Raw genomic sequence first — 20,837 nt, 5'->3', positions numbered from 1 at the left:
CTCAAACCAAGGCGGCGCCGATCAGGCGAGAGAGACCTGATGACCGGGAAGACGCTGGACTCGGCCGGCAAGCTCAAGTTCCAGAACCACGGTCAGCACCACCGGAGCGGACAATTGGCACCCGCGAACGAGTTCGTCAATGGTGACGGGCGAGGGACCGAGGTTTTCCAGCACCACGGCACGCGCCTTGGCAAGGTCGGATTCGTCGGGTTCCATCGCTCGGCCATGGGTGAGGGCGGGTGCGCTGAACAGGTCGGGCTGCCGTTCCGCCAGCGTCGGCGGGCGCAGGGTTTCGATGGCGCGCAGCACGTCGTCGGTGCGCTCCACCAGCGTGGCGCCCTGGCGCAGCAGGTTGTTGGTGCCATGGCAGCGGGGGTCCAGCGGGGAGCCCGGAACCGCCATCACCTCGCGCCCCTGCTCCAGCGCCATCCGCGCGGTGATCAGCGAACCGGAGCGCAAGGCCGCCTCCACCACCAGCACCCCCAGCGACAGGCCGGAGATCAGGCGGTTGCGGCGGGGGAAGTGGCGGGCCTGCGGCTGGGTGCCGATGGCGCTTTCCGCCACCACCACGCCCTGCGCCAGGATGTCGCGGTACAGCGCCTCATTCTCCGGCGGATAGACGACGTCGATGCCGCCGGCCAGCACCGCGGCGGTGCCGCTGGCCAGCGAACCGGCATGGGCGGCGGTGTCGATGCCGCGTGCCAGGCCGGAAACCACCAGCAGCCCGGCCGCCCCAAGGTCGCGCGCCAGCGATTCGGCGAATTTCTTGCCGTTCAGCGAGGCGTTCCGCGCTCCGACGATGGCGACCGCGCGCCGTTGCAGCAGATGGGCATGCCCCATGATCGAGATCACCGGCGGCGCATCGTCCACCGCGGCCAGCGGTTCCGGGTAATCCGGTTCGCAGGCGCAGAGCAGACGGGCACCGAAGCGGCGGTTGGCCTGCATCTCCCGCTCCGCCTCGGCCTTGGAGGCAATGCGCAGCGGCTTGGCCCGCCCGCCGCGCCGTGCCAGATCCGGCAGCATGTCGAGCGCCTTGGCGGCGCTGCCATACTGGTCCAACAGGCGGTGGAAGGTGATCGGCCCGACATTCTCCGTGCGGATGAGGCGGATCCAGTCGAGCCGTTCGGCATCGGTCAAAGGGCGGCGGGGTTGTGTCATGTCGGAAACATTTACAACCCGATGTCGGATCCTTCAACATGCATTCGTATTAAATCGCGATTGGCGTGATGTTTCTGCTCCTGGCTGGGTCGGCGCCGCTGCGGCTGTAGGAGGAGCCGCAGACGGCTTGGGCGACATGCTGCCGCGAAACAATTTTATCCGATGGCGGTAACAAAATTTCAGATGCGAGAAAAATTAAGATATTAGATTTGGTTTATCTTTGAGGCCGTCCCGCCATGTCTATGGCCATTGGTCTTTTATGGCAGTCAGATGCTTCATGAGCCATGAAAATTGTCACAACATGACAGATTTATCCTTATGGAGTTCTCTGCGATTATCGCTATCATTCGCTTACATAATAGAGTACTCACGCGGAGCGGTCGATGTTCGGACGGGGAAAGCACAATCTGGCGCTGAAGCGCAAGATGGCGGCGCTCGATGCGCTGCGCGCCAAGGTGATGGTGGCGGATGCCGATCTGACCATCGTCCATGTCAACCCCGCCGTGGTCGGGCTGCTGCGCGAGGCGGAGGGCGATCTGCGCAAGGAGTTGCCGCGCCTGGACGTCAGTCGTCTGGTCGGCAGCAACATCGACGTCTTCCACAAGAACCCCAGTCATCAGCGCACCATGCTGGCGGCGCTGACCAAGCCGCATAGCGCCACCATCAAGGTCGGTGGGCATCAGTTTGACCTGCTGGTCACGCCGCTGACCGAAGACGGCCAGCGCATCGGTTTCGTCGTCGAATGGGCTGACGCCAAGGATCGGCTGCAAAACCTCGACTATGCCGCCCAGATGACGGCGATCAACCGGTCGCAGGCGGTGATCGAGTTCACCACCGAGGGTGTCATCACCAGGGCCAACGACAATTTCTTGAAGGTGATGGGCTATCGCCTGGACGAGGTCGTCGGCAAGAACCACAGCATGTTCGTCGAGACCGCCTACCGCGACAGTGCGGATTATGCCCGTTTCTGGGAAACGTTGCGGCGGGGCGAATTCCAGGCGGCGCAGTACAAGCGGATCGCCAAATCCGGCAAGCCGGTGTGGATCGAGGGCGCCTACAACCCGATTCTCGACGAGACGGGGCGGGTCGTCAAAGTGGTCAAGTTCGCCGTCGACGTGACCGCCCAGGTCTCGTTGCTGAACAACCTGAAGATCCTGATCGACAAGAATTTCGGCGAGGTCGATCAGGCGCTCCGCATGTCGATGGGGGAGGCGGAGTCCGCCAACCACGCCGCCGGCTCCACCTCGGCCAGCGTCCAGGCGGTGGCCGCGAGCGCGGAGGAGCTGGTCGCCTCGATTGCCGAGATTTCCCAGAGCATGACCCGTGCCCGCGCGGCGACCGATGGCGCCTTCGACCGCACGGTGGCGGTGGCGGAAAGCACCGACCGGCTGGCGGCGGCGGCCCAGGCGATGAACGGCATCGTCGGGATGATCAACAGCATCGCCGGCCAGATCAACCTGCTGGCGCTGAACGCCACCATCGAAGCGGCCCGAGCCGGAGAGGCGGGGAAGGGCTTCGCCGTCGTCGCCTCGGAGGTGAAGAACCTCGCCAACCAGGCCGGCAAGGCGACCGAGCAGATCTCCGCCGAGATCGAAGGCATCCAGTCGACCTCGACCGAAGTCGCCAACGCGCTGAGCGCCATCCGCGAGGCCGTTGCGGTGGTGCGGGAGCATGTGACCGGCACGGCGTCGGCGGTGGAAGAGCAGAGCGCCGTCACGCAGGATATGTCGTCCAACATGCAGAGTGCGTCGGCCGCGGTGGAGACGGTGACCTCCAACGTCGCCGCCATCTCCACCGCGGTCAGTCAGGTGGCCGGTGCGGTCGAACGGACCAAGGAGGCAGCGCACGTTCTCGTGCGGTGACGCACGGGCGCAGCGACCGATACGAGGGCCGGGCGCCGCATCCCACGCCGCCCGGCTGTTCGCGTCCGTCAGCGCCTATGGAAGGTCGGCGGCCGCTTCTCGAAGAAGGCGGTGATTCCTTCCTTCGCCTCGCCATGGTGCAGGGCTTCGACGAACAGGTCGCTTTCGCGGGCAAGCTGGGTGGCGAAGCTGCCATAGGCCAACTCCATCAGCTTCTTGGCCCGGCCCATGGCGCCGCTCGGCCCTTCGGCGATGGTCCCGGCCCAGGCGATGGCCTCCGCCAGCGCCTGTCCGGGGGCGGTAACGCGGTTGACCACGCCGGCCGCATGCAGACGCGCGGCATCGACCGGGCCGCCGGTCAGCATCAGCTCGGCATAAAGCTGCGGCGGCAGCGCGCGGGCGAGGGAGGCGGAGGCGCCGCCGTCGGCGGTCAGCCCGACCTTGACATAGGCGGTCAGGAACTGCGCGTCCGCCGCCGCGACGATCAGGTCGCAGGCCAGCGCCAGCGAGAAGCCGGCGCCGGCGGCCGGCCCCTCCACCGCGGCGACGATCGGCTTGGGGCATTCGCGCATGGCGCGGACCCAGCCGTGAAAACGCTCGATGCCGTCCCGGTTCTCCGACCGCGACCGGCTGCCATGGTGATAGAGGTTGTTGAGATGCCCGCCAGAGCTGAAGGCGCCGCCGGCGCCGGTCAGCACGATGGCGCCGATGCCGGGGTCGTGCGTCGCCTCGTCCAGCGCATCGCGACCGTCGGCCATCATCTTCAAACCCAGCGCGTTGCGAGTGCCGGCGTCGCTCATGGTCAGCACCATGACGCGGCCCTGGCGCTCAACCGTCATGCTGCCGGTATCCTGACGTTCGTTCATGGTCGTTTCTTCCCCGGTTGTCGTTGTCCGGCAGACGGATCCTCGCCGGATGGTGGAATGACTGTGCCAGCCGGGGGGCGATGCTCCAATCCGTCCGACCGGTATAGGAGCGTCCCCGATGCGGCGGGAAACCGCTGTTTTTCCGAAATACCCCTTCCTACATTGGGGTGAGACCTATCGCCGCGCACAGCCGTGGTGGCGTGGGACTGCGGCACCTGATTGTGGGGGGCAGGGCATGGCGCTGGCGGTGGACCGGCATGGCCGGGGCGGCGGAGGGGGAGCGACCGTCGGCATGACCGTCCCGCCTTATGCCAACCGCACCGTGATCCTGGTCTGCGTGCTGGCCTTCGTCCTGCGGCTGCCGCCGGAATCCTTCGCCTTCGTCCCCGCCTATTTCTTCGGAACGGTCGAACTGGCCGGGCCGCTGCCCACCGGCGCGTTGTGGCGCGGGCTGTTCGGCCATGTGCTGGTCCATGGTGACCTCACGCACCTGCTGTCCAACATGGCGGTGCTGTGGCTGCTGGGCGATGTGGTGGAGCGGGAGGTCGGCCATCTCCGCTATCTGCTGCTGTTCCTTACCGGAACGGTCGCGGCGGCGCTGACGGAGGGGCTGCTGGCCGTCGACCGGATGGCGCCGCTGATCGGGGCGAGCGGGGCGATCTGCGCGCTGATGGGAGCCTTCCTGTGGCTGCGTCCGCGCGCCGGCCTGCTGTCGCGGCGCCTGCCGCGGCGGCTGGTGCAGGGGGCGATCCTGGTCTTCGCGCTGTTGAACGCGGCGATGATGCTTGTGCCGCTGAACGCCGAGTCCCCGCTGGCCGAGGTCGGCTGGGGCGCCCACGCCGGCGGCTTGGCCGCTGGGCTGCTTCTGGGCGCTGTGCTGATCCTGCCCAGGTGAAGCCGGGCGAACGGTGGGCTTTAGAAAGTGCCTTGAGCGGTTGCATTCGACGCCGGTCACCGAAATACTCGCGCGATCCTCAGCGGGAGACGGCGGTTCATGAGCGACGGCAAGAGTGGCGAGACTGTTCTGGGCGTGATCGGCGGCAGTGGCCTCTACGACATAGACGGGCTGGAGAACACCCGCTGGGTCAAGGTTACGACCCCCTTCGGCGAGCCGTCCGACGACCTGCTGACCGGCGAACTGGCGGGCCAGAAGCTGGTCTTCCTGCCGCGCCACGGCCGCGGCCACCGCATCCCACCGTCGGAGCTGAACTTCCGCGCCAACATCCACGCGCTGAAACAGCTGGGCGTGACCGAGATCCTGTCGGTGTCGGCGGTGGGCTCCTTGAAGGAGCATCTGCCGCCCGGCACCTTCGTGGTGATCGACCAGTTCATCGACCGCACCTTCGCCCGCGACAAGACCTTCTTCGGCAGCGGGCTGGTCGCCCATGTGGCGCTGGGCCATCCGGTCTGCGGGCGGCTGGGCGACCTGATCGAGGAGGCGCTGGCCGAACTGGACATTCCGCACCAGCGGCGCGGCACCTACATGGTGATGGAAGGGCCGCAATTCTCCACCGTCGCCGAATCGAATCTCTACCGCAGTTGGGGCTGTGACGTCATCGGCATGACCAACATGCCGGAGGCCAAGCTCGCCCGCGAGGCGGAGATGTGCTACGCGACCGTCGCCATGGTCACCGATTACGATTGCTGGCATGAGGGGCACGACCATGTCTCGGTCGATGCGGTGATCCGCGTGGTGGTCGCCAATGCCGGCAAGGCCCGCTCTCTGGTGGCGGCACTGGCGCCGAAGGTGGCGCGGCGCGAGGGGCTGTGCGCCCAGGGCTGCCACTCGGCGCTCGACAACGCCATCATGACGGCGCACAGCCACCGCGATCCGGCCATGCTGGAGAAGCTGTCGCTGATCGTGAAGCGCACGCTGGGCTGAGCCGTTGCCGGCGGGGTGAAAAGGCACTATTTTTGGGGTGGGCGTACCGGGGCCGTAATCCCCGATACGCCTGCCCGATCAGCGGTTCAGGTGCTCAAGCAGCAGCTTGACCACCTGCAAAAGCAGGATCAGGAGAGTGAGGATTTTGTCCATCCTCTTGCCCTCCGTCAGTGCGGCGCGGGCGGTGGCCGTTCCGCCGCCCCGACCGCGCGGCAAACATGCCAAGCATCCCGATCGGCTGGAAGTCGCAAGTTGCATGCAAGTGCATGTGTTCGCCCTTTTTAGTGGGCGACGACTGTTGGCGGAACCGTTGGCATCGTGAGGTCGCCACGGCCAAGCCCATGAACGAAAGTAGGGGTGGGTGCCGTTTCGCCCGTCGAATATATCATCGGTACATGTAACCATTCAGGCAACGGCAAGACGGTTCTGCGGTTGATCGATACGGCCGATTGATGCTCGCCAGAGCGGATACAGGGTTCCGGTGTCATCCCGCGATGCATTGCTTCGAGAAATCCCGGATAGAGCGATGGCCACTTGGCATCGCGTCAGTCGCGCGTGCGCACTGTATTTTTCATGCGACGAAATAAAACCGGAATGGAAGCTATGCAATTTAACGAATTGTCGCGCAGCCGTTGCGATTTCTAGGATTGTTCGGACACCATAGTGTCTTGTGTTCGGCAAATGGCGTCATCGTTCAATCGGCGCCATGGCCATAACGATGAGGAAACGTTCATGAAGCGTCGTTCCTTCCTGACCTCCGCCGGTGTCGGCGTCGCCGCCAGCACCCTGGCAGCCCCCGCCATTGCGCAGAGCCAGCCGGAGATCCATTGGCGTCTGGCGTCCAGCTTCCCCAAGAGCCTGGACACCATCTATGGCGCTGCCGACACCATTGCCGCTCGTGTCGCCGCCGCGACCGACGGGAAGTTCACCATCCGCCCCTTCGCCGCCGGTGAGATCGTTCCCGGCCTGCAGGTGCTGGACGCGGTGCAGAACGGCACGGTCGAGTGCGGCCACACCGCCAGCTATTATTATGTCGGCAAGGATCCGACCTTCACCTTCGACGCGACGGTGCCGTTCGGCCTGAACGCCCGCCAGCAGAATGCCTGGATCTACAATGGCGGCGGCATGGCCCTGCTGCGCGAGTTCTTCGACGGCTATGGCGTCATGAACTTCCCGGCCGGCAACACCGGCGTGCAGATGGGCGGCTGGTTCCGCAAGGAGATCAAGACCGTCGAGGATCTGAAGGGCCTGAAGTTCCGCATCGGCGGCTTCGCCGGGCAGGTTCTGGCCAAGCTGGGCACGGTGCCGCAGCAGATCGCTGGTGGCGACATCTATCCGTCGCTGGAAAAGGGCACCATCGACGCCGCCGAGTGGATCGGCCCCTATGACGATGAGAAGCTCGGCTTCAACAAGGTCGCCAAATACTACTACTATCCGGGCTGGTGGGAAGGCGGGCTGAACGTCTCGCTGCTGGTCAACAAGCAGCAGTGGGACCAGCTGCCCAAGCAGTACAAGGCCGTTCTGGAGGCTGCCTGCTTCGAGGCCAACCTGACCATGAACGCCAAGTACGACGCGGAAAACCCGGCGGCGCTGCGCCGTCTGGTCGCCGGCGGCGCCCAGTTGCGTCCCTTCCCGCGCGAAGTGATGGAAGCCTGCTACAAGGCCGCCACCGAGCTGTATGACGAGACCGCCAAGACCAACCCGAAGTTCGCCAAGATCTACGAGCCGTGGAAGAAGTTCCGCGACGACGAATATCTGTGGTTCCGGGTGGCGGAAAACTCCTTCGACAACTTCGCCTTCACCGCCGGCCTGAAGCGCTGACGGCATAGGCTGAGGTTTGCGGCCCCCGCATCCCGTCCCGGATGCGGGGGCTTTTTTCCAGGCCTGTTCCTGTCAGGCCGGCCGGCCGGGGGCCAGCAGGTTGGCGATCATGGTCTGCACCACCTCGTCATTCTGGTTGAAGGTGGTGGTCTTCACCCGCAGCACGCCCTGGTCGGGCCGCTTGGCGGAACGCCGGGCCTCCAGCACCTCCATTTCGATGCGCAGCACGTCGCCGGGACGGGTCGGGCGCGGCCAGCTTATCTGGTCGACCCCCATGCCGATATAGCCGCCGGCCAGCTCGGCGTTGCTGCCGACGATCATCCGCATCGTCATCCCGGCGGTGTGCCAGCCGCTGGCCGCCAGTCCGCGGAACAGCGTGTCCTTCGCCGTTTCGGCGTTGAGGTGGAACGGCTGCGGATCGAACTTTTCGGCATAAGCGACGATTTCCGCCGCATCGACCGTGACCGGCCCACCGGTGAAGCGGTCGCCCACCGTGACATCCTCGAAATAGCGCATCCCCCGGAACTCCATTCTTGATGATACAGACCTGTCTCTTCATTGCGATGGTAGAGACAGGTCTGTATCATTGTCAATGCCGGGCTTGGACCCGGCTGTTGTGAGCGGGTGGGGTTGGCGGATGGGTGGAGTCGAAGGCGAGAGGAAGCCGGCGCGCGAGCGGATTCTCGACACTGCAGCGGAGCTGTTCTACCGGGAGGGCATCCGCGCGGTCGGCATCGACACGATCATCGCCCGCTCCGGGGTTGCGAAGATGAGCCTCTACCGGAATTTCACGTCGAAGGACGATCTGGTCTGCGCCTATCTGGAACGCAGCATGGTTCAGCACGCCGCCTGGTGGGACCGGGTGACCGCCCGCCACCCTGGCGATTCGCGCGCCCAGATGAAGGCGATCTTTACAGCGCTCGGCCACTGGATCGACCATCCGAAATTCCAGGGCTGTCCCTTCACCACCGCCGCTGCCGAACTGCGCGATCCCGCCAACCCCGCACGGGTGCTGGCGCTGGCGCACAAGCGCATGGTCCGCGACCGCCTGCACGTGATGGCGGTCGCGGCGGGCGCCGACGATCCGGACCGGCTGTGCGGTCAGTTGCAGCTTCTGATGGAAGGCGCCTATGCCGCCGGCCGGGCGCTGGATCTGGGGCCGGGCAATGAGGCGGTGGCGAGCGCGGCTGCGTCCCTGATCGACGGGGCCTGCGGGGAGAAATAGTCACCCGGGACTCGGCGGCACATCAGAGCAGCACGTCAAACGCAAGAAAGCGCCGCAGGACGGTCCCGCGGCGCTTTCTCGAGTCGGTACGTTGCGTCAGTCGGCGCCGATGCGGTCGCGGACCGCCTGTCCGGGACGGTAGTCCTGCAATCGGGTGGCGCGCAGACCGCGCATGCCGTGGCTGTCGATCAGCCTCTGCCAGGACAGAAATTCCTCCACCGACAGGGTATAGCGGCGGCAGGCTTCCTCCAGGCTTATCAGGCCCGAACGGACACCGGCGACCACTTCCGCCTTGCGGCGCATCACCCAACGCTTTGTGTCGGGCGGGGGAAGGTCGTTTTCGGTCATGGGACGCCCCTCAGGACCAATGACCGATGCACCGGCTGCTGAGTCGTCGCCGATGTCGAATTCGATGAGTGCCATGCGCGGACGCTCCAACCCAAACTGTGGATTCCACGATTTCGGGGTACTGTATGCGCCGGCGCTTAACAAATGCCTAAACGAAAGGGTTAACTTTTTATCGGGTGGTAGTCGCACACCCGAACGGACAGGGCGGTCGCGGAGCCCTATCCGTCCAGGCTGGCAGCAGTCGGCTGATGCAACGAATCCGGGTCAGTAGACGGTGCTCAGCTTCGACAGGGGGACTTCGCTGGTGCCGATGTTCAGCACCGTCTCGCCGTCCTTGTTGTTGCCGATACCGGCGACTGTGCCGAAGGTGTAGGTGGTGGTCTTGATGGTGTCGTTCTTGTTCTCGGACACCGGCGCCACGTTCATGCGATAGGTGCCGGGCTGCACCGCGCGGCCGTTGTTGTCCTTGAAGTCCCAGCTGACGGCATGCTTGGTGCCCGCGGTGGTTTCGCCGGGCATCGAACGGATGATGTTGCCGTTGGAGTCCAGGATGTCGACGCGCACCGACTTGGCCGAGGTCGCCAGCTCGTAGCCCAGCGGCGCCTGGGTCATGCCCTGCGTGTACTGGAAATTGTCGCCCTCGAAGGCGACGGTCCGGCCGAGATAGGCGAGGTTGGTCGAAGCGGTGCCGGCCGACTGCAACTGCACCAGCTTGTCCAGGCGGCTGTTGGTGCCGATGTTCTGCTCGACGTTGGCGAAATCGACCAGCTGCTTGGTCATGTCGTTGGTGTCGAGCGGCTTCAGCGGATCCTGGTTCTTCATCTGCGTGGTCAGCATGGTGAGGAACGTCTGGAAATTGTCGCCCAGCCCCTTGGTGGCCGAGGCGGTCTTTTCGGCATCGGTCTGGGGCGTCTTGGAGGTTTCGGACGCCGTCTTCGACCCGGTGGAGAGACCACCCGAATAGGTGCCGTACTGGTTCAGGGTCGGGCTGGAGGTCGTGTTGGTGGTCGTGGTCATGGCGGTCGTCCTTTATGGCCCTGTCGGCCGAAATCTCTGATGCGACGGCGGGATGTGGCCGGGTCCGGCCGCCCCGCTCAGGCGCGGATGTCGACGCGCCCGTCGCCGAGCGTCGCGGTGTAGACGGCAGCGTCGGACCCGTCATCGTCGCCGCCACCGCCGAAGCCGCGGCCGCGCTTGCCCGATCCGGTCCCCTTGCCGTCGCCCCGGCCGTCGCCTGCGAAGGGATTGCCTTCGCCGCGCAGGCTGAAGTTCAGGCTGTTGGCGTCCGTCTGCAATCCAGCGTCTTGCAAGGCGCGTTCCAACCCGCGGCTGTCGCGTTGCAAAAGTTCGAGCGTCTGCGCCTTTTCCACCGCGACCATCGCATTGACCCGGCCATCGGCGCCGATGTCCAGCTTGATGTCGATCCGGCCAAGTTCGGCCGGATGCAGGTTGATGGTGAACTGGTCGACCTCGTCGGCGACGCTCTTCCTGATGTGGACGGCGATCTGGTCGTGTACGCCCATCGGCATGCCGGCCCCGCGCGACGGACGGAGGGTCGCGGTGGCGGCCTGCGGCTGGTCGAGGCCGGGAATGCCGGCATGAATCCCTTCCATCGCGGCGAGCGCCGGGTGGGTGTGCGGGCTGGCGGCAGACGCGCCGGTCCCGGCGGTTCCCTCGACGCCTCCGATGCTCTCCAGCGCCTTGGCAGCAGTGCCCGTCGCGGCTGCCGTGACCGCTTCCGCCACCGGCATGGCCGGCGCCGTGGGTGGGGTCGGCTGCTGCATCGCGGTCGGCGCCTGGGGCTGGGCATCGTTCCGGCTGCCGCCCTCGGTTCCGCCATGCTTGCCGGACTGCCTCGCATCGCCGGCCTTCGCCTTGGCGGCGGCCAGCAGATCGGCGAAGCGGTCGGGCAGGGCGGTATCGTCGGTCGGCAGGGCCTCGGCGTCGGGCTGTGCGCCGGACTCGGCCTGGGCCGCGTCCGCGGTCTGCGCGGCGTCGCCGCCGACGGCGGCAGTCTTGCCGCCGGCCTTCGCTGTGGCTTCCGCACCCGCCTGACCGGCCGCCGTGGCTTCGGTGGCGGCGGCCTGCGCCTGGGCAAGCTGGGCTGCGCGCTGGGCGGCGGGATCGACGGGCCCGGCCGCTCCGGTTGCAGCGGCGTCGCCACCGCCGGCCGCGTCACCGGTGCTGTCCGGCGCCTTCTTCTGTCCGGCCGGCATCAGGCCGGCAAGGATCAGGTCGCTCGCCTGCGGGATCGGTTGCTGCACCGTCGGCTGGACGACAGGCGGCAGCGGCTGGTCGGCGGGTTGGGCGGTAGCCTGTCCCTCGGCGGAATCATCCGACGTGTCCTCGCCGCCGGCGTCGGCTATGGTTTCGCCCTGTGCGGCGGCGTCAGCCGGGGCGGGAGCGTCGGTCGCGGCGGCGTCCTCGGCATCGGCGCTGCCGCCGGCCGTCGCCGCATCGGTCTTGTCCGCACCCGCTTTGGCGGCACTGGCCTTGTCGGCATTGGCCTTATCTGGGCCGCCCTTGGCCTTGTCGGTCCTGGACTGGTCCTTCGCCGGCTTCTCGACCTTGGCCGGAGGGTGGTCCTCCTGGCGGGCCTGAACCTTCGGATCGTCGCCCTTGCCTGCCTTCGGCTCGGCCGCACGCGTCGCGTCGGCGGCATCCTGCTGGCGCCGGGTTTCAGCGGTCCTGTCGCGGGTCAGATCGGGTTTCGGCTCCGTGCGCACCGGCTGCCGGCGCTGGGCCTCCGCGGCACGGGCGTCCCTGGCATCCTTTGCGGCATCCTTGGCGGCGTCCTTCGCCGCTTCCTTCGCCGCGTCTTTCGCGGAGTCGCGGGCTGCCGCGTCGGCCTGCTCGCGCTTGCGCGCCGCGGCATCGGTCAGCATGCGGTCCATCATCTTGGAGAACAGGTCGTTCTTCGTCCCGGTCCCCTGCGTCTGCTGGGACTGGCTGAGACCGTCGAACAAGGACCCGGCGATTTTGTTCGATTGGACTTCCATGGAAGGGCCTCTCAGGGACGGCGGAACGCACCGACGGCGATGCGCTGGAACCAATGCAACAGACGGGCCAACCGCGGCTCCTCATCATCGGGGCCGCGAGCGCGGGGTTGGACGGCAGTTCCCGCCGCATCGCACCGTCCTGACCGGCAAATTCCGCCGGGTGCGGGGCCTTTCTTGCCGCAGCCGCCGGGCACAAAAAGAAAGAGGCCGCCCCTGTGGAGAGAGGCGGCCGTCCGAAAAGCTCGGCAGTCACGGATGGAGGCAGATCGGATCAGAGCCGGGTGTTCAGCGCCGCCGAGGTGCGCGGCCCGCTGGGCGGTGCGGAATAGCCGCGGCCGCCACCCATGTGGGCGGCGTAGGCGGTGGTCGGCGCCTTCTGCTGGCGGGTGATGACGGTCACCACGGTGTCGACCATCATTTTCTGCGCCTCGCCACCGATGCGCAGGGCCTCGGCATTGTCGGCGGTGGCCGCATAGAGCCTGCCGGTCGCGTCCTTCAGCGCCGTCTTCAACTCCTGAGGCAGGGCGATCAACCCATCGCGGTCGACGCGCAGCATGCGGCTGATCTCCTCATAGACCAGCGTCATCGGCTGCTTGTCCTTGACGATCTGCGCCAGCTCCTTGGCCGGGCGGCGCGCGCGGACGGCGGTGGCCTCCCGTTCCAGCAGGGCGGTCAGGCGGCCCATCAGCTCGATCAGCGCGACCGCGCGCTCCTGAGCGTTCTTCGGCAGGTTGGCGGCCGGCTTGGGCTGCTGGGGGAAACGGACGTCGACCTTATCCATGGCTGGCCTCCTGGGCGCGAAGAAGCTCTCCGTAAACCTGATTGGCGATGCCGAAGCCGCCGCGCTGGGCGATCTGCTTGCCGAACTGTTCGATCAGCATCGGGCGGAACATCTCTTCCCCGCGCCCGCCGCCGAAGGTCTCGTCGGTGCCGATCCCCTCGAACATCGGACCCAGCATCTGCGAGACGAACTGGCTCTCGAACTCGTTGGCGGACTTGCGGATCTGGGCAAGCTTTGCCGGGTCGATCTTGGCCTCGAGGTCGGAAATCTTTGCCAGGGTGCGCACGCCGAACCCTGCGGCCTGGGCGCGCTCCACCAGCGACGAGGCGGGCGGGGCGCTGCGCGGGGCCGAAGCGGTGGAAAGGGCGGGGCTCATGGTCATCAGATCACCTCGATCTCGGCTTGCAGGGCTCCGGCGGCCTTGATCGACTGGAGAATGGCGATCATGTCCCGCGGTCCCACTCCAAGCGCATTCAAGGATTGTACCAACTCCTGCAAGGTCACCCCGGAATTCATCACGGCGAGGCGGTTGTTGGATTGCTCGTCGACCTGGATGTCGGTGCGCGGCACCACCGCGGTCTGGCCCTGGCTGAACGGGCCGGGCTGGCTGACCTGCGGGGTTTCGGTGATGCGGATGGTCAGGTTGCCCTGGGCGATGGCGACGGTGGAGATGCGGACATTCTCGCCCATCACGATCACCCCGGATTTCTCGTCCACCACCACGCGGGCGACCTGATCGGGGGTGATGCGCAGCTGCTCGATCTCCGTCACCAACCCCACCACGTCGCCGCGGCGCGAGTCCGGCACGTTGATGAGGACGGAGGCCGGATCGGTCGCCTGGGCGCGGTTGCCGCGCAGCTGGATGTTGATGGCGGTCGCCACCCGCTGGGCGGTGGTGAAGTCGGGGTTGCGCAGGGAGAGGCGCAGCACCGGCAGCTCGGCCAGCGAGAACTGGATCTCGCGCTCCACGATGGCGCCGGAGGAGATGCGGCCGGAGGTCGGCACGCCGCGGGTGACGCTGGCCCCCTGGCCCTGGGCGGTGAAGCCCGACACCGCGATGGGGCCTTGCGCCACGGCATAGACCTCGCCATCGGCGCCCATCATCGGGGTGACCAGCAGGGTGCCGCCCAGCAGGCTCTTGGAGTCGCCCATCGCCGACACCGTGACGTCGATGCGCGTACCTTGCGCCGCGTAGGCGCCCAGCGTCGCCGTCACCATCACCGCCGCCACGTTCTTGGTGCGCAGGTTGGTGCCGCGGGTGTTGACGCCCATCCGTTCCAGCATGCCGGTCAGGCTCTGCTCGGTGAAAGGCGAGTTGTTCAGGCTGTCGCCGGTGCCGTTCAGGCCCACCACCAGCCCGTAACCGATCAGCATGTTGTCGCGCACGCCCTCGACATCGACGATGTCCTTGATACGGGCGGACGCGGCCAGTGCCGGTGCGGCCGCAATGCCGAACGCCAGCAGGGCGGTCAGCACGGCCAGGACGGCACGGCGGCGCAGAAGGCGAAAGGCGGTGGGGATCATGACGCGGACACTCCTGAACTCGTGCCCGTCCCTATACAAACGCCGTGCCAGAGACCGTAAATGGCGGCTTTCGGTGCCTGTCCTGAAAAACGCCCGGACTATGGCGCCTTTCGGTCACAGCCGGCCGGCAATTTTTGCCCGATTGCGGCAAGCCTTGACCGGATGTTAAGGTTGATCCATCTATTGTGTGCGCGTTTACGAATCCTTTACTGCAAACGGTTGCACGGATCATGAAAGTCGAAGGCTCCGGAAACATACGCGGCGGTGGGTCTGTCCGCCGCACCGGCAAGGCCGAAGGCTCGTCCGGCGCGGCCTTCTCCAAGCAATTGGTGGGAGAGGCCGGCTCCGCCCACGGCGTCAGCGGCACCGCCACCGCCGCCGGTGTTTCGGGCGTTCTGGCCTTGCAGGAAGTCGATGTCACCGACGACGCCACCGCGCGTGCGTCCCGCGGCAAGATGCGGGCGGAGGAGATGCTGGACCGTCTGGAGGAAATCCAGCACGGGCTGCTGTCCGGCAGCCTGTCGGTGCAGAAGCTGACCGATCTGGCAAAGGTGGTGCAGACGCGCCGTGCCCAGGTCGACGATCCGGGACTGGCCGAAATCCTCGATGAGATCGATCTGCGTGCCCAGGTCGAACTGGCGAAGCTGACCTCCTGAACCGACCGGTCGCTTTTACCGTCGGTTCGAGCGTTGAGGCAGGCGCCCGTGCCGGTGCGGCAGGGTGCCGCCGATGAGAGCCCCATGCGGTGGCCGGATTCCCCCATGCATGGCCACCAGCCGGTGGCGGCGAATCTGCAACGCTGACAAATCTTTTTTATTCCAAGGGCTTGTTTGGTCGTTGCGGGGGCGAACCAATGGGTTGCGGTCGCGCCGTGGCGTGCCTATACTCCGCGCCGCCCGGATCACCCCTTTTTCGCTGGATGCTTTCGGATGACGTCGCCGCTTCTGCCTCAGAACTATTCCCCGTCGGAAGACGAGGAGTTCATGAACCCGATCATGCGGGAGTATTTCCGCCAGAAGCTGCTGCGCTGGCGCGCGGAACTGCTGGCGGAATCCACCGGCACGTTGAACAGCCTCCAGGAAGGCGGTATCCAGGAACCGGATATCGCCGACCGCGCCTCGGCCGAGACCGACCGTGCGCTGGAGCTGCGGACGCGTGACCGCGAACGCAAATTGATCTCCAAGATCGACGCTGCGCTGGAGCGTCTGGTCGACGGCAGCTACGGCTATTGCGAGGAGACGGGTGATCCCATCTCCGTTCGCCGGCTCGATGCCCGACCGATCGCGACGCTGAGCCTTGAAGCCCAGGAGCGTCACGAGCGGATGGAGCGGACCCAGCGCGACGACTGACGCCGCTCCGTTTTCCGGTCCCGCAGATCCGAACAGCACCGCTCACCAGGGGCAGGGCGGTGCGCTGCGTCGGCATTGCACGGGACAGATGGCACCGAATGGCTGGAAAGCGCCGGTCCCGACCGGCGCTTTCGTCGTTTCAAGGCCGTTGCCGCTGCCGCGCATCCGTTGGCGTCAGGGCCGACGATGGAACCAAGCCGTCCTCACGGGGTTCGGAACGTCATTCGAAACGACGGTTCCAAGCCGGGAGGGCAGCCATGGACAACGAGACCCTGAACCTCGACCTGCGTAAATTTCTGAAGCAGGTCGGCGTCACCTCGCAGCGGGAGATCGAGCTTGCGGTCGGCCGCGCGCTGGCCGAGGGCAAGCTGGACGGAGTGAAGTCCCTGTCGGCCCGCATGGTGCTGACGGTCGACGGCATCGATCTGACGCACGAAGTTACGGGTGAGCTGTCGCTTGAACAGCCGCCGGAGTGACGGTCCGGGCACCATGGAGCTGCGGGGTGACGGTCAGGATCGCGGCGGTCAGCCGCCGTTCGGTCCATGGCACATCGTGGTGGGTCGAGGTCAGGTAGGGACTGTTGGAGTCGCGGGCCCATTCGCTTGGGAACAGCGCGACCTGCCTGCCTGAGGTTCGGCCAAGGACCGCGTCATAGGGGTCGCCGGCCAGGGCGCAGGCCATCGCCCGGCACAGATCGCTGCCAGCCAGGTTGCCGAGATGGGTCGTCTGGGTCGGCCGGGCATTGAACTCCAGGAAAACCGGCGGGCCGCCATCGTCCGGCAGAATGGCGTCGATCCCGCCGAAGCCGGAATAGCCCGTCACTTCCACCATCCGACGGGCCATGTCGATCAGCCCAGGATGGGAGGTCAGTTCGATCACGGATGCCGGGCCGAAGGGGGCCGGCTCATGACGCAGGACCGTGTAAGCAAAGCCTTCCAGCATTTTCCCGCCCAGCGCGCAGAACGACACCGACGCTGCGCGTCCGCGCACGAATTCCTGGGCGACTGCCCGCCGGTCCGGGGTTTCCGCCGGCCGGCTTGCCGCCAGAGCCATTGCCTGTCCGGTGGAGGATGCGAAAACCACCCCGCGGCCGGCCGAACTGCCGTCGTATTTCAGCAGAAGCGGTTCGCCAAGCCCGGCCAGATCGGCCGCAACGGTGTGGTGCGGATCGACGTCGACCTGACGCGGTGTCCGGATGCCCGCCGCCGCGGCCAGTTCAACACAGCGAGACCGCTTCTCTTCCCAGGACGCGTCGCTGCACCAAGCCTGGACGAACCGCAGATTTCGGGCGTCGGCGCTGTCCGCCTTTACCTGTTCCTGCAACCGTCCCGCCAGGCCGAGCACACGGACGGCGGATTCCTCGCAGCCGATGACGATATCGGCCCGAAACTGTGCCGCTGCCCGTGCGGCGATCACGGTCAGGTCATCGGCGGCCAGTTCGGGAAAGAAACAATGCCGGCCGTCGATCTGGTCGCAGAACTCGAGCAGGGAGTTCTTCGGACAGATGACGAACACACGGAATCCTGCCGCCTTCAACGCGGCAGGCATTCTTGCAGTGCCGTAACGATACAGCGCACAGGACACCAGCAATGCCGTGGGCATACACACCTTCGCATGGGAGAAAACGGGACGATGGTTTAATGCCTAATTGTTTTGTCGGCAATCGACACTGCCGCCGATACCGTACATTGTCTCAGCAGGTCTGCCAGGGAGAGGGAGCCCCTAGTTTGGGAGCCTCTGCCTTCGAACCGGACCGCTTGAGGCAGGGCGGCCTTTCCGTTAGGGATGCTCCTGAGCGCCAATCCCGAAGGAAGCCAGTGCCATGAGCGACGATCCCGACTGCCTGGGCATGTGCGCCATCGACGGCGATGTCTGTACCGGTTGCGGTCGTACGCTGCACCAGATCAACGCCGCCCTGGAGCGCGCCGATGGCGATGGCGATGGCGAGTCCGGGTCTCCGGCTGGCTGAGGCGGCCGGGCTTTTATCGCGACGATCCTGCGCCCTCGCTGTTTTCCTCGTCATCGTCAGACGAAACCCATCGAGGAGCAGCATCATGGCCGACCAGCCGAACCAGCAACCGGCCGACGCCCCGCGCAGCGACCAACCGCAGAAGCCCGCCGATGCCGGCAATAAGGGGGATGGCAAGATCAGCAGCGAGACCGTGAAGGCGCAGGAAGAAGCCGCTAAGGATCGCGCCCGCGAAGGCGGCTACCAGTAAGGGCCGGCAGCAGACGGTAAAGCCGACCATAGCGCGGCCCGGTTCCCGATGAGGGGATCGGGCCGCTGCACTTTCCGCGTCAGGCGCGCCTCCGCAAATTCCCGCCCAAACGCGCCGGTGGCTTCCCGTCGTCGATGCCCCAAGCGCCAGCGGCATGCGTGCCGAGATCGTGAAGCACGCAACAGCGGATGGAGGCGGCGGCGCCTATGGTCATCCTCGACCTGCCGGTCATGGCCTGTTCGAGGAGATGAACGATGACGAGTGAACTGACCCGGTCCTGGACCATCCCCACTGCAACCGACCTGATCGACTGCGTTGCCCAGCGCGAGGCCTACCGTCGCGCCACCGAACTGATCGGCCCGGCTTTGGGACGCATCGGCGGCAACATGGCGGTGGGCATGATGGATGGCTTTACCGCGCTATCGCAGCAGCCGCTGGAAGGCTGAACCGACGTGTGGAACTGCCGTTGGCCAAGGCGGTCAGCGACGAAGCCACCATCAATTTCTGATCGGTCTATCTTTATTGGGGAACGACGCTTGGGTCGATCCAAATCCAAGGTCGAGGTCTCTTCAATCAGTTTGAAGCATGACTTCGATCGTCAGCCAGTGATTGCAGTGCTCATTGATCGCGCCCGCTGGCATCCGTGCCGACTGGCATGGCGGCGGTAAAGGATGGTCAAACTTTTGTCGCCAGAGTGAGCAATCAGCAGAATTCAAGGGGGCCCTTCACCAGGGTCGGGCTGTCTCGATAGATGATTGCCTGATTGCATCCCCCAAGCATTGCGCTGAAATATGCGAATGTCGATTCGCTGAAACGCATGATCAGGGATGTCTTTGACAGAGCCATCATGTCGACCAATGCATCTTGGACGCTAACAACCGAATAGGATGGATCGAGAGTGCGCGTCTGATGGGTCAGAACATTGCTTTCGCCAAGTCTTGCAATCACCTCGGATTTTGTCGCCGCACAGTTTGTGGATAAATAGAGATTTCCATTGAAACCTGTAAGCTCCCGGAGCTTTGGCAGCAAATCCATATATATGTCAACCGAAGGAAAGCTCCATAGAAACCGCTCTATTTCAATACCGTCTTCCGTCCAGGCATGCGGGAATGGACGCCGAATATGCAGCCCGATTCCGTTCTCGAGACGTTGAGCATAGGAATCGGCAAGGTCGCGCAAAATCGGCAATGGTCGGAAACTTGCGAACTCCCCTGAGAGCAGGGCAGCCATAAGTCTGCGATCATTGCTCAATTTATCAATATCATCTTCTACAAAAAAGAAGTGATGCGCTTGTAAAATAATATTTCCTTTAAGAAACAAAGAACGCGGCATGACCAATATGCCATCATAACGGAAAAAATTCAGATTGTTCCGGTCTATATATTCAGGAATGTAATCTCTTGTGTCCTGAGAATCGAGGATGGTCACCTTGTTCGATTGATTCATCCTCCAATATTCATCATATCCTATGATGTCGAAGTCCGTCTCGAAGAGATCGGACAGCAAGGCTTTGCAACTCTGATCCTTGTGCCAGATCACCTGTAGCCGATAGCCTGTCAACTTCGCGACGCGAACAGCAGAAACCAGCGCCATCAACCGATTGGCCAAGCCGTAAAATAGATTGACAGTCAGCGTGCTCATGATGCTCCACCTGCAAGGCGCGGCTTTCGACCCGCCGGCAAACCGCCGCTCCGTTATCCTGTTCCCGTTGCCACAATCCACAGCCGGACTGAGACGGTTCGGATAAAAGAGCGATCTTATCGAGGCGGTTGACCCAGATCCAAAGCATTTCGGCCTCCGCCCGCTGCGACGGGCGAAGGCGCTCCCATGGGGAACATGGCGGTCCATCGAGCCGGGGGCCATTGAGCCGGTCCGGCCCGGCAACATTGGCCCGGCACAACCCACCGGCCGGCAGCAATTTCCCATTCGGCGGCGGCGCATTCCAAAGATCGTAGCGGCCCCGGACGCACCCACGGCCACGGCGGGATGCCTCCCGCCATGGCCGCCGGTTCCGCCGACGTTACCCCGACAATCGTCAGAACGGCATGATGATGTCGTACAGCTGCTGGCCGTAGCGCGGCTGCTGGACGTCGGTGATCTGGCCGCGGCCACCGTAGGAGATGCGGGCTTCGGCGATCTTCTCGTAGCTGATGGTGTTCTGCGCGGTGATGTCCTCCGGACGGATGACGCCGTGGATTTGCAGATCGCGCAGCTCGTAGTTCACGCGGACTTCCTGGTGGCCCTGGATGACCAGATTGCCGTTGGGCAGGGTCTGGGTCACCAGCGCCGCTACCTTCAGTTCGATCTTCTCGTTGCGGTCGACCGAGCCCTTGCCATCGTTGTTGGTATCGCTCGACAGATCCACCAGGCTGGCGGCCGAGGCGCCGGCCGGCAGGACGCGGCTCAGCGTGCCGGCTTCCAGGCCGAACAGACTCGGCATGCCGGCCTTCTCTGTGTTGGCGCGCGACCGCTTGCTCTCGTTCGACAGCTTGGCCTGATCGGCGATGGAGATGTTGATGGTCAGGATGTCGCCGACCTTGGCCGCGCGCTGGTCCTTGAAGAAGGCCTTGGCACCGGTCCGCCACAGCGAGTTCGGATTGCGCTCCGTCGGCAGCGGGGTCGGCATCGGCAGGCTGACCGGCTGGTAGCCGGTCTTGGCCTGCGGGTCCTGGATGCCGCTCATCTCGGGGGCCTTGCCGATGTCGGCGATGCGCGAGGCGGCGCCGCAGGCGGTCAGCGAAGTGGCGGCGGTGGCGATCATCGCGAGGCGGATCAGACGGGCGGTCATGGTGGCGGACATTGG

At 65.3% G+C, this 20,837-nt stretch carries 24 protein-coding genes; 11 read left to right on the top strand and 13 right to left on the bottom strand.

From position 1 onward, the window contains the following. Positions 1-21 precede the first annotated feature (21 nt). Positions 22-1,158 carry a DNA-processing protein DprA gene (gene dprA / locus ABNQ39_RS06595; protein WP_376959579.1) on the bottom strand — a complete coding sequence of 379 codons (1,137 nt, stop codon included), beginning with the start codon at positions 1,156-1,158 and terminating at the stop codon, positions 22-24. A gap of 383 nt (positions 1,159-1,541) precedes the next feature. Between dprA and ABNQ39_RS06590 the strand changes: the two genes are divergently transcribed. Beyond that, positions 1,542-3,020, top strand: coding sequence for a methyl-accepting chemotaxis protein (locus ABNQ39_RS06590; RefSeq protein ID WP_376959578.1), 1,479 nt, complete (start codon positions 1,542-1,544; stop codon positions 3,018-3,020). A 68-nt stretch (positions 3,021-3,088) separates the two neighbouring features. On the opposite strand, the gene ABNQ39_RS06585 is transcribed toward ABNQ39_RS06590, so the two are convergent. Continuing rightward, entirely contained in the window at positions 3,089-3,886 is a 798-nt protein-coding gene (locus ABNQ39_RS06585) for an oxepin-CoA hydrolase, alternative type (RefSeq protein WP_376959577.1), read from the bottom strand. Between the two features lie 292 nt (positions 3,887-4,178). Here ABNQ39_RS06585 and ABNQ39_RS06580 point away from each other — a divergent pair, with 292 nt between their 5' ends. Further along, a complete protein-coding gene (locus tag ABNQ39_RS06580; protein ID WP_376959576.1) occupies positions 4,179-4,781 on the top strand; it encodes a rhomboid family intramembrane serine protease in 603 nt (200 codons plus the stop codon). A 99-nt stretch (positions 4,782-4,880) separates the two neighbouring features. Further along, positions 4,881-5,768, top strand: coding sequence for an S-methyl-5'-thioadenosine phosphorylase (locus ABNQ39_RS06575; protein ID WP_376959575.1), 888 nt, complete (start codon positions 4,881-4,883; stop codon positions 5,766-5,768). 78 nt (positions 5,769-5,846) lie between these two features. Here ABNQ39_RS06575 and ABNQ39_RS06570 read toward each other — a convergent pair whose 3' ends face one another. After that, the gene (locus tag ABNQ39_RS06570) at positions 5,847-5,984 is read right to left on the bottom strand and encodes a hypothetical protein (protein WP_376959574.1); all 138 of its coding nucleotides are present in this window, start codon (positions 5,982-5,984) and stop codon (positions 5,847-5,849) included. A 516-nt stretch (positions 5,985-6,500) separates the two neighbouring features. Between ABNQ39_RS06570 and ABNQ39_RS06565 the strand changes: the two genes are divergently transcribed. Beyond that, a complete protein-coding gene (locus tag ABNQ39_RS06565; RefSeq protein ID WP_376959573.1) occupies positions 6,501-7,589 on the top strand; it encodes a TRAP transporter substrate-binding protein in 1,089 nt (362 codons plus the stop codon). 72 nt (positions 7,590-7,661) lie between these two features. On the opposite strand, the gene ABNQ39_RS06560 is transcribed toward ABNQ39_RS06565, so the two are convergent. Then, positions 7,662-8,105, bottom strand: coding sequence for a MaoC family dehydratase (locus tag ABNQ39_RS06560; protein WP_376959572.1), 444 nt, complete (start codon positions 8,103-8,105; stop codon positions 7,662-7,664). A gap of 121 nt (positions 8,106-8,226) precedes the next feature. Between ABNQ39_RS06560 and ABNQ39_RS06555 the strand changes: the two genes are divergently transcribed. Beyond that, entirely contained in the window at positions 8,227-8,814 is a 588-nt protein-coding gene (locus ABNQ39_RS06555) for a TetR/AcrR family transcriptional regulator (RefSeq protein WP_376959571.1), read from the top strand. Positions 8,815-8,910: 96 nt separating this feature from the next. Here ABNQ39_RS06555 and ABNQ39_RS06550 read toward each other — a convergent pair whose 3' ends face one another. The 6 genes from ABNQ39_RS06550 to ABNQ39_RS06525 form a co-directional block, all read right to left on the bottom strand. After that, on the bottom strand, positions 8,911-9,237 hold the full coding sequence (locus ABNQ39_RS06550) for a CtrA inhibitor SciP (RefSeq protein ID WP_109096876.1): 327 nt from the start codon (positions 9,235-9,237) through the stop codon (positions 8,911-8,913). 189 nt (positions 9,238-9,426) lie between these two features. Then, the gene (locus ABNQ39_RS06545) at positions 9,427-10,179 is read right to left on the bottom strand and encodes a flagellar hook assembly protein FlgD (RefSeq protein WP_376959570.1); all 753 of its coding nucleotides are present in this window, start codon (positions 10,177-10,179) and stop codon (positions 9,427-9,429) included. 77 nt (positions 10,180-10,256) lie between these two features. Next, positions 10,257-12,161: a flagellar hook-length control protein FliK gene (locus tag ABNQ39_RS06540; protein WP_376959569.1), complete on the bottom strand. Its 1,905-nt coding sequence runs from the start codon at positions 12,159-12,161 to the stop codon at positions 10,257-10,259. Between the two features lie 271 nt (positions 12,162-12,432). After that, a complete protein-coding gene (locus ABNQ39_RS06535; RefSeq protein ID WP_376959568.1) occupies positions 12,433-12,942 on the bottom strand; it encodes a flagellar basal-body protein in 510 nt (169 codons plus the stop codon). Further along, a complete protein-coding gene (locus ABNQ39_RS06530) occupies positions 12,935-13,324 on the bottom strand; it encodes a rod-binding protein (protein ID WP_376959567.1) in 390 nt (129 codons plus the stop codon). Before ABNQ39_RS06530 ends, ABNQ39_RS06535 begins: the two co-directional genes overlap by 8 nt. Then, the gene (locus tag ABNQ39_RS06525) at positions 13,324-14,466 is read right to left on the bottom strand and encodes a flagellar basal body P-ring protein FlgI (RefSeq protein WP_376959566.1); all 1,143 of its coding nucleotides are present in this window, start codon (positions 14,464-14,466) and stop codon (positions 13,324-13,326) included. The genes ABNQ39_RS06530 and ABNQ39_RS06525 overlap by 1 nt, the downstream gene beginning before the upstream one ends. Positions 14,467-14,696: 230 nt before the next feature. Here ABNQ39_RS06525 and ABNQ39_RS06520 point away from each other — a divergent pair, with 230 nt between their 5' ends. The 3 genes from ABNQ39_RS06520 (at position 14,697) to ABNQ39_RS06510 (ending at position 16,291) form a co-directional block, all read left to right on the top strand. Further along, positions 14,697-15,122, top strand: a complete 426-nt coding sequence (locus tag ABNQ39_RS06520; RefSeq protein ID WP_376959565.1) for a flagellar assembly protein FliX — start codon at positions 14,697-14,699, stop codon at positions 15,120-15,122. Positions 15,123-15,395: 273 nt separating this feature from the next. Further along, on the top strand, positions 15,396-15,815 hold the full coding sequence (dksA, locus tag ABNQ39_RS06515) for an RNA polymerase-binding protein DksA (protein WP_012974451.1): 420 nt from the start codon (positions 15,396-15,398) through the stop codon (positions 15,813-15,815). Positions 15,816-16,072: 257 nt separating this feature from the next. Next, a complete protein-coding gene (locus tag ABNQ39_RS06510) occupies positions 16,073-16,291 on the top strand; it encodes a DUF6494 family protein (protein WP_376959564.1) in 219 nt (72 codons plus the stop codon). On the opposite strand, the gene ABNQ39_RS06505 is transcribed toward ABNQ39_RS06510, so the two are convergent. Beyond that, positions 16,254-17,417: an ATP-grasp domain-containing protein gene (locus ABNQ39_RS06505; protein WP_376959563.1), complete on the bottom strand. Its 1,164-nt coding sequence runs from the start codon at positions 17,415-17,417 to the stop codon at positions 16,254-16,256. The two genes, ABNQ39_RS06510 and ABNQ39_RS06505, sit on opposite strands and share 38 nt — an antisense overlap. A gap of 220 nt (positions 17,418-17,637) precedes the next feature. On the opposite strand from ABNQ39_RS06505, the gene ABNQ39_RS06500 reads away from it, so the two are divergent. The 3 genes from ABNQ39_RS06500 (at position 17,638) to ABNQ39_RS06490 (ending at position 18,480) form a co-directional block, all read left to right on the top strand. Then, entirely contained in the window at positions 17,638-17,784 is a 147-nt protein-coding gene (locus ABNQ39_RS06500) for a DUF1289 domain-containing protein (RefSeq protein ID WP_376959562.1), read from the top strand. A gap of 85 nt (positions 17,785-17,869) precedes the next feature. Continuing rightward, positions 17,870-18,034, top strand: coding sequence for a hypothetical protein (locus ABNQ39_RS06495; protein ID WP_376959561.1), 165 nt, complete (start codon positions 17,870-17,872; stop codon positions 18,032-18,034). A 254-nt stretch (positions 18,035-18,288) separates the two neighbouring features. After that, positions 18,289-18,480 (top strand): hypothetical protein, encoded by a 192-nt coding sequence (locus tag ABNQ39_RS06490; RefSeq protein WP_376959560.1) that lies wholly within the window; start codon positions 18,289-18,291, stop codon positions 18,478-18,480. Between the two features lie 256 nt (positions 18,481-18,736). On the opposite strand, the gene ABNQ39_RS06485 is transcribed toward ABNQ39_RS06490, so the two are convergent. Together ABNQ39_RS06485 and flgH are read right to left on the bottom strand one after the other, a co-directional pair. Next, positions 18,737-19,675 (bottom strand): hypothetical protein, encoded by a 939-nt coding sequence (locus ABNQ39_RS06485; protein WP_376959559.1) that lies wholly within the window; start codon positions 19,673-19,675, stop codon positions 18,737-18,739. A 394-nt stretch (positions 19,676-20,069) separates the two neighbouring features. Then, positions 20,070-20,834: a flagellar basal body L-ring protein FlgH gene (flgH, locus tag ABNQ39_RS06480; protein ID WP_376959558.1), complete on the bottom strand. Its 765-nt coding sequence runs from the start codon at positions 20,832-20,834 to the stop codon at positions 20,070-20,072. Between the last annotated feature and the right edge of the window lie 3 nt (positions 20,835-20,837).

The sequence above is a fragment of the Azospirillum sp. A26 genome (genome assembly GCF_042604635.1).
Lineage (GTDB): Bacteria > Pseudomonadota > Alphaproteobacteria > Azospirillales > Azospirillaceae > Azospirillum > Azospirillum palustre.
This window is presented reverse-complemented; position numbering and strand designations above follow the sequence as displayed.